This is a genomic window from Archangium sp. (genome assembly GCF_036388035.1).
Classification (GTDB): Bacteria; Myxococcota; Myxococcia; order Myxococcales; family Myxococcaceae; genus Archangium.
The window spans coordinates 1-8,499 of the sequence record NZ_DASVSO010000491.1 but is presented as its reverse complement, the minus strand read 5'-3'; the positions used below and the strand labels follow the sequence as shown (position 1 = coordinate 8,499).

Genomic DNA, 8,499 nt, shown 5'->3' with positions numbered 1-8,499 from the left:
GGCATGGTGGTGCTCAAGAAGCTGTCGGACGCGCTGCGGGACGGAGATGCCGTCTACGCCGTCATCCGCGCCACCGCGTCCAACCAGGACGGCCGCACCCCCGGCATCACCGTGCCCAGCGGCGAGGCGCAGAAGACGCTGGCGCGCGAGGCGCTGGACCTGGCGGGCATCGCCCCGGGCCAGGTGCGCTACATCGAGGCGCACGGCACCGGCACGCCGGTGGGTGACCCCATCGAGGCCAAGGCGCTGGGTGAGGTGTTCGGCTCGGGGCGCCCCGAGGGTGAGAAGTGCCTGGTGGGCTCGGTGAAGACGAACATCGGCCACCTCGAGGCGGCCGCGGGCGTGGCCGGCCTCATCAAGGCGGCGCTGGTGCTGAAGAACAAGCAGGTGCCGCCGCACCTGCACCTGCTCCAGCCCAACCCCAACATCGACTTCGACAAGCTGAAGCTGCGCGTGGCCCAGAAGCTGGAGCAGCTGCCCGAGGGCGAGGGCCCGGCCTTCGCGGCGGTGAACTCGTTCGGCTTCGGCGGTACCAACGCGCACGCGGTGCTGCAGGAGGCCCCGGCGGTGGTGGCGCGTCCGCCCGCGAAGGTGGCGGCGCGTCCGGCGCTCATGCCCCTGTCGGCGCGCAGCGCCGAGTCGCTGCGGCGCCTGGCCGTGACGTACCGCGAGCTGGCGGAGCGCAACGAGAGCCAGCCCGAGGGCGCGCCGCTGCTCTCCGAGCTGACGGGGGCGGCGGCGCACCGGCGCAGCCACCACCCGCACCGTCTGGCGGTGGTGGCCCGCTCCTACCGGGAGCTGGCCGAGTCGCTGGGCGCCTTCGTGGACAACGTCGAGCGGCCGGGCGTGGTGGCGGGCCAGGCCAGCTCGCGCACCAAGGTGGACGTGGCGTTCGTCTACACGGGCATGGGCCCGCAGTGGTGGGCCATGGGCCGGGCGCTGCTGGAGTCCGAGCCCGTCTTCCGCGAGGCGATGGAGCGCGTGGACGCCATCCTCCGTCCGTGGACGGGCTGGTCCCTGGTGGCGGAGCTGAGCGCGGAGGAGTCCCGCTCGCGCATGGGCGAGACGCAGATCTCCCAGCCCGCCAACTTCGGCATCCAGGTGGCCCTCACGGAGCTGCTGCGCTCCTGGGGCCTGAATCCCTCGGCCATCGTCGGCCACAGCGCCGGCGAGGCGGCGGCCTTCTGGGCCGCGGGCGCGTACACGCTGGAGCAGGCCTGCCTCGTCATCTACACGCGCAGCCGCCTGCAGCACCGCACGTCCGGCCAGGGCAAGCTGTATGCGCTGGGAATGCCGTACGACCAGGCGCTGGCGGTCATCGACGGCCACAAGGGCGTGTCCATCGCCGCCATCAATAGCCCCAGCGCGGTGACGCTGGCGGGCGATCCGGAGGTGCTCGAGCGCATCACCGCGCCCCTGCTGGAGAAGGGCGTCTTCTGCAAGCCGCTCAAGGTGGACGTGCCCTTCCACAGCCACTACATGGAGCCGCTGCGCGACGAGCTGCTGGAGTCGCTGCTGCCGCTCGAGCCGTCCGCCGCGACGCTGCCGCTGTACTCCACCGTGACGGGCCAGCTCGCGGAGGGCCCGGAGCTGGACGCCAGCTACTGGTGGCTCAACGTGCGCGACCCGGTGTACTTCGCCTCGGCGACGTACAAGATGCTGGAGGACGGCTACCGCGTCTTCCTGGAGATCGGCCCGCACCCGGTGCTGTCCAACTCCATCCAGGAGTGCTCGCAGCAGCGCAATGTGACGGTGCGCGCGCTGCCCACGCTGCGCCGCGGCGGTGACGACCACCAGAACCTGCTGGGCGCGGTGGGCGCGCTGTACACGGCTGGCGTGGAGCCTCGCTGGGAGGAGCTGGCGCCCGCGCCCTCTCGCCCGGTGAAGCTGCCCACCTACCCGTGGGAGCGCCAGCACAACTGGGACGAGTCCGCGGAGGCTCGCGCCGACCGCCTGGATCGCTCCACGCACCCGCTGCTGGGTCGGCGTCAGGTGACGCCGCAGCCCATCTGGCACGGCCAGGTGGATCGCAACTCGCCCGGGTACCTGGTGGATCACGCCATCCAGGGCGCGGTGGTGTTCCCCGGCGCCGGCTACATCGAGCTGGGTCTGCAGGCGCTGCGGCAGGCCACCGGCCGCGCCACGGGCCCGGTGGAGCTGTGCGACATCCGCTTCCACAGCGCGCTCTTCCTGCGGGAGGAGCCCACGGACGTGCGCACCGAGGTGCAGCCGGACGGCCTGCGCTTCACCGTGTTCAGCCGCACCGGCGTCACCGAGTCGTCGTGGAGCCGGCATGCCTCGGGCAGCATGCGCTCGGCGGCCCCCCGCAGGGCGCGGGGCGAGAGCCTCCAGGCGCTCCAGGCGTCCTTCCTCAGCGCCGAGGTGCTGGAGGCGGAGGAGTGCTACACGCGGCTGCGCTCGCTGCAGTTCGAGTACGGCCCTGTCTTCCAGGGCCTGCGGCGGCTGGCGCTGCGGGACGGCGAGGCGCTGGCCCGCATCGAGCTGCGGGCCGAGCAGCTCGAGGGGCTGGCGGGCTACGAGATCACCCCGCCGCTGCTGGACGCGTGCTTCCAGGTGCTCATCGCCGGCAGGCAGGCGAAGGGCGGCTCCACGGACGTCTTCCTGCCGGTGGGCATCGAGCGGCTGGCGGTGCACGGGCCGCTGGTGGGCTCGCTCTGGGCGCATGGCCGCATGCGGCAGGTGGACCGGCGGGCCATGGTGGGCGACCTGGAGATCTTCTCCGAGGACGGGCGCCTGCTGGTGTCGCTGGAGGGCCTGCGCGTCAAGTCGCTGGAGGCCGAGGGCGACGGCAAGGGCCTGCGCAGCCTGTTCCAGTCGCTGACGTGGGCGCAGGTGCAGCCGGGCACCCGGAAGGAGAAGCGCGAGGTGCGCGGACCCTGGGTGCTGCTGTCGGACGGCACGGGCACGGCCCGGGCGCTGGCCGAGCGCATCGAGGCGGGTGGCGGCTCGGTGGTGCACGTGCGGCCGGGCGCGGCGTTCTCCGCGTCGGCGGACGGTCGCCACTTCGAGGTGAACCCGGGCAGCGTGGAGGACTTCGGCCAGCTGCTGGGCGCGCTCTCACAGGGCGAGCGGCCGGGACAGCTCGTCCACCTGTGGGGCCTGGACGCGCCGGAGGCCCGCGCGCTCACGGCCAAGGGGCTGATGGAGGCGCAGGGCGCGGGCACGGTGGCGCTGCTGCACCTGGGACAGGCGCTGGAGAAGGCCGTGTGGCCCCAGCCGCCGCAGTTGTGGATCGTCACCCGCGGGGCGCGCGCCGTCACCGGCGACTCGCACCCGCTGGCGGTGGCCCAGAGCCCCATCTGGGGCTTCGGCGCATCGCTCTTCCAGCAGGAGCACCCGGAGCTGGCGGGTGGCCTGGTGGACCTGGAGCCCGGGGCGCCCGCTGGTGAGGCGGCCGCGCTGCTGGCGCTCATGACGGAGCCTCCGGCGGACACCCAGATGGCGCTGCGTCAGGGCAACCTGTGGAGCGACCGGATGGAGCTGGCGCCGCAGCTCGCGGACGGCTCGCTGCCGGCGCGCATGCGCCCGGACGGCACGTACCTCATCACCGGCGGTCGCGGCGGGCTGGGCCTGCTGTTCGCGCGCTGGCTCGTCGAGCGGGGCGCGCGCCGGCTGGTGCTGGCGGGCCGCACGCCGCTGCCCGAGCGCCGGGACTGGCACACGGTGGCGCCCGACTCCTCCGTGGGCCGGCAGATCGCCGCCATCCGCGAGCTGGAGGCCCTGGGCGCCAGCATCCACGCGGTGGCGCTGGACGTGTCGGACGAGGCGCAGGTGCGGGACTTCCACGCGTCCTTCCGCCGCGAGGGGTGGCCGGCGTTCCGCGGCGTCATCCACGCCGCGGGCGTGGTGCAGCCCACGCGCTTCTCGGACCAGACGGCCGCGCGGCTGCTGGCCACGATGGACGCGAAGCTGGCCGGTGGGTGGAGCCTGCACACCGTGCTGGCCGAGGAGCCGCTGGACTTCTTCGTGATGTGCTCGTCGGCCAACGCCCTGGGCTTCTCCACGGGCGTGGTGGACTACGCGGCCGCCAACGCCTTCCTGGACGGCCTGGCGCACCTGCGGCGGCACCAGGGCCACCACGCCCTGGCCGTCAACTGGGGTGCCTGGGGTGAGGTCGGCATGGCCAGCATCGAGCAGGTGGCGCGCGACTTCGAGCTGCGCGGCATCACCCCGATTCCGCCGGAGCAGGGCCTGGCGGCGCTGGAGCGCAGCCTGGAGCACGACCTGTCGCAGGTCGTCGTCCTGGCGGCGGACTGGCAGCGGCTGCTGGGCACCAACTTCGCCGGGGCCAGTGCGCCTCCCATGCTGCAGCCCATCATCGAGGCGCTGGCCGCGGCCGCCGCCGCGGGTGGGGGCCAGGGCTCGCAGGGCCGCGAGGACGTGCGCACGAAGCTGGCCCAGCTGGTTGACGAGGCGGAGCGCCGCGCGGTGGTGGAGGACTTCCTGCGCCGCACGGTGGCCCGCTCGCTCAAGCTGGCGCCGGAGCAGCTCGACCCGAGCATTCCGCTTCAGGGCTTCGGGTTGGACTCGATCATCGCGGTGGAGCTGCGGCACCACATCAACAGCGGGCTGGGCATCAGCCCCACGCTGATGGAGCTGCTGCAGGGCGCCAGCGTGACGTCACTGACGGAGGCGCTGCTGCCGAAGCTGCCCAAGCCGGAGAGCACCCCGGAGGAGGCGGAGCTGGCCGCGCTCGCCGCGCAGCTCGGCGAGCTGGGCGCGGACCAGGTCGAGGCGCTGCTCCAGGAAGCCGACGGCCCCGAGAAGTCCCTCAAGTCGGCCTGAGTCCGGGCCCGAGGGGTTGAGTAGCGGGGGGCTGTCCGGATCGCTCGCCACGAGGCGAACCCGGACGGCCCGCCCGTCATGTCACGCATGCAGGCGGGAAGGCTGTCCGGGGCCGCGCTTCGCGGCCCGGGGCGGCCTGTCCGCGGTTACAGGTGTACCAGAGGGGTCGTCCTCACATGTCGCTCAAGGATCGTCTCGCAGCGCTTACCCCCGAGCAGCGCCGCGAGCTGGCGCAGCGTCTCAAGCAGCAGCAGGAGCAGCAGGCCCCGGCGCAGAAGCCGGCGCAGCCCGCGCGCGCCAAGGTGGGCGTGTTCCCGCTGTCCGAGAACCAGTGGAGCATGTGGTTCCTCCACCAGCTCGCGCCGCAGAGCCCCTCGTACAACGTCGCCCTGGCGATGCGCGTGCGAGGCCCGGTGGATCCGGCGATGCTGGAGCGCTCCCTGAACCTGCTGGCCGAGCGCCATGCCATCCTCCGCACCACCTACGAGACGCAGGACGAGAAGCCGGTGCAGCGCGTCCATGCGCGCCTGCCGCTGGCGCTCACCCGGCACGACGCGCCGGGGATGACCGAGGAGCAGCTCGACGGCCAGCTGCGCGCCAGCTACCTGCGGCCCTTCGACCTGGAGCACGGCCCCGTGTGGCGGGCGGACCTCTTCACCCGCGCTCCCACCGAGCACGTGCTGCTGCTCGTCATCCACCACATCGCCACGGACCTGTGGTCCATGGGCATGATGATGGAGGAGCTGCAGCACCTCTACCGCGGGGAGCTGCGTGGCGAGCCGGTGCGCCTGCCTCCGCTGAAGCTGGACTACGTGGACTCGGTGCAGCTGCGGCGCGAGCAGATGACGCCGGCCCGCCAGGAGCAGCTCTGGGAGTACTGGCAGTCGCAGATGAAGGAGCTGCCGGGCCCGCTGGAGCTGCCCACGGACATGCCGCGCCCGGCGCGCTGGTCCTTCCGGGGCACCACCCTCCCGATGCGCCTGGGGCCCGAGCTGAGTGCCGGCCTCAAGACGCTGGCGCGCAACGAGGGCAAGACGCTCTACACGGTGCTGCTGGCGGCCTTCCTCACGCTGGTGCACCGCTACACGGGCCAGAGCGACATCCTGTGCGGCTCGCCGCTGTGGGGGCGCACGCACCCGGACGTGCAGCGGCTGGCCGGGTACTTCGTCAACTTCGTCGCGCTGCGCGGCGACATGTCCGGGGACCCGCCCTTCACGGAGCTGATGGACCGGCTGTACCGGCGGGTGCTCGGCGCCATCGAGAACCAGGACTACCCGTTCCACGTGCTGTGTGAGCGGCTGGGCGTCAAGCAGGACCCGAGCCGGCCTCGCCTGGTGGAGGTGGAGTTCTCCTTCGACCAGTTCAACAGCATGCCCGGCCTGGACGTGGCGCGGGACGACGTGCAGATGGAGCTCAAGCCCTTCCTCCGGCAGCAGGAGGGGCAGTTCGCCATCAACCTGATGCTGGTGGACGTGGCGGGCGAGGTCGCCGGAGCGCTGAAGTACAACACGGACCTCTTCACCCCGGAGACGATGGCCCGCTTCGCCGCGCAGCTGCGCGTGCTGCTGACGAGCGTGCTGCGCAACCCGCGCCAGCGGCTGTCCGCGCTGTCGCTGCTGACGGACACGGACCGCCGGCAGCTCCTGGAGACCTTCAACACCACGGCGCAGACCTTCCCGCCGCGTGCCAGCGTGCAGTCGCTCTTCGAGGAGCACGCGGCACGGGCCCCGGAGAAGCCGGCGGTGGCGTGCGAGGGCCGGCGGCTCTCCTACGGCGAGCTGAATGCGCGCGCCAACCAGTTGGCGTGGCGGCTGCGCGAGCTGGGCGTGGGGCCGGAGACGTGCGTGGCGCTGTGCCTGGACCGCTCGGTGGAGATGGTGGAGTCCATCCTGGGCACGTGGAAGGCGGGGGGCGCGTACGTCCCGCTGGACCCGGCGCTGCCCGCCGAGCGCCTGCGCACCCTGGTGGAGGAGGTGGCGGCTCCGGTGGTGGTGACGGAATCCGCGAAGGCGGAGGTGTTCGCCTCGCTGCCCGTGCGGGTGGTGTGCCTGGACACGGAAGGGGCCGCGCTGGCGGCGCTGCCCACGCACACGCCGCCGTGCGAGCTGCACGCGGACAACGTGGCCTACGTGCTCTTCACGTCCGGCTCCACGGGCCGGCCCAAGGGCGTGGCGGTGGCGCACGGGCACCTGCTCAACTACATCCAGAGCGTCATCGAGCGGCTGGACCTGGGCGCGTGCGAGAGCTTCGCCATGGTGTCCACCTTCGCCGCGGACCTGGGCAACACGGTGCTCTTCCCGGCGCTGTGCCTGGGCGGGTTCCTGCACGTCATGTCCAAGGACCGGGCGAGCAGCCCGCAGGGCATGGCGGACTACTTCCGGCAGCACGGCGTGGACTGCTTGAAGATCGTCCCCTCGCACCTGGCGGCGCTGATGACGGCCAGCGAGCCCCGGGACGTGCTGCCGCGCAAGCGGCTGGTGGTGGGCGGCGAGGCGTCCACGTGGGCGCTGGTGGAGCGCGTGCGGACGCTGATGCCCTCGTGCGAGGTGTACAACCACTACGGCCCCACGGAGACGACGGTGGGCGTGGTGTGCGGCCGGGCGGAGTCGCAGAAGCCGGAGCTGGCGCAGGCCACGGTGCCGCTCGGGCGGCCCATCGCCAACACGCGCCTGTACGTGCTGGACGCGGGCCTGCGGCCGACGCCGCTCGGGGTGCCGGGCGAGCTGTACATCAGTGGTGACAGTGTCACGCGCGGCTACCTGGGCCGGCCGGACCAGACGGCGGATCGCTTCATGCCGGACCCGTTCAGCCCCAAGCCGGGCGCGCGGATGTACCGCACGGGGGACCGGGCGCGCTGGCTGGCGGACGGGCGGGTGGAGTTCCTCGGCCGCGCCGACTTCCAGGTGAAGATCCGCGGCTTCCGCGTGGAGCTGGGGGAGATCGAGGCCACGCTGCGCGTGCTGCCCTCCGTGAAGGAGGCGGTGGTGCTGGCGCTGGGCGAGACGTCGGACACGCGGCGGCTGGTGGCGTACCTGACAGGCCAGGCGGGCGCGGCGTCGGTGGAGGTGGAGGCGGTGCGCCGGGGGCTGCGCGAGCGGCTGCCGGAGTACATGGTGCCCTCGGCCTTCGTGGCGCTGGACGCGCTGCCGCTGACGCCCAACGGGAAGCTGGACCGCAAGGCCCTGCCGGTGCCCGAGGCGGCGCCGGTGCTGTCGGCCGAGGGGTATGTGGCTCCGCGCACGCCGACGGAGGAGATCCTCGTTGGCCTGTTCGCACAGGTGCTGAGCCTGCCGGCGGTGGGCGTGCACGACGACTTCTTCGCCGTGGGCGGGCACTCGCTGCTGGCCATGCGGCTGGTGTCGCGCCTGCGCTCGGCCCTGGGCGTGGAGGTGCCACTGCGCGGCCTGTTCGAGGCTCCCACGGCGGCGAAGCTGGCCGTGCGGATCGCCGAGCTGCAGCGCCAGGGAGGCGGCGTGCAGGTGCCGCCGGTGCTGCGCGTGGCGCGCGAGGGGCACTCGCCGGTGTCCTTCGCCCAGCAGCGGCTGTGGTTCCTGGACCAGCTCATGCCGGGCCAGACCTCGTACAACGTGCCCATCGTGCTGCGGCTGACGGGCGCGCTGGACGTGGAGACGCTGCGCCGCACGATGGAGGAGGTGGTGCGCCGACACGAGTCGCTGCGCACGACCTTCACCT

General features: G+C 73.0%; 2 protein-coding genes. Both read left to right on the top strand.

Going from position 1 to position 8,499, the window contains the following annotated elements; all coding sequences use genetic code 11:
- The first annotated feature begins 9 nt into the window (after nt 1-9).
- Complete coding sequence (locus VF697_RS19835) at nt 10-4,806, top strand: type I polyketide synthase (protein ID WP_331097274.1); 4,797 nt, start codon at nt 10-12, stop codon at nt 4,804-4,806.
- A gap of 176 nt (nt 4,807-4,982) precedes the next feature.
- Nucleotides 4,983-8,499 (top strand): amino acid adenylation domain-containing protein (locus VF697_RS19830; RefSeq protein WP_331097272.1); only part of this gene is annotated, 3,517 nt, incomplete at its 3' end.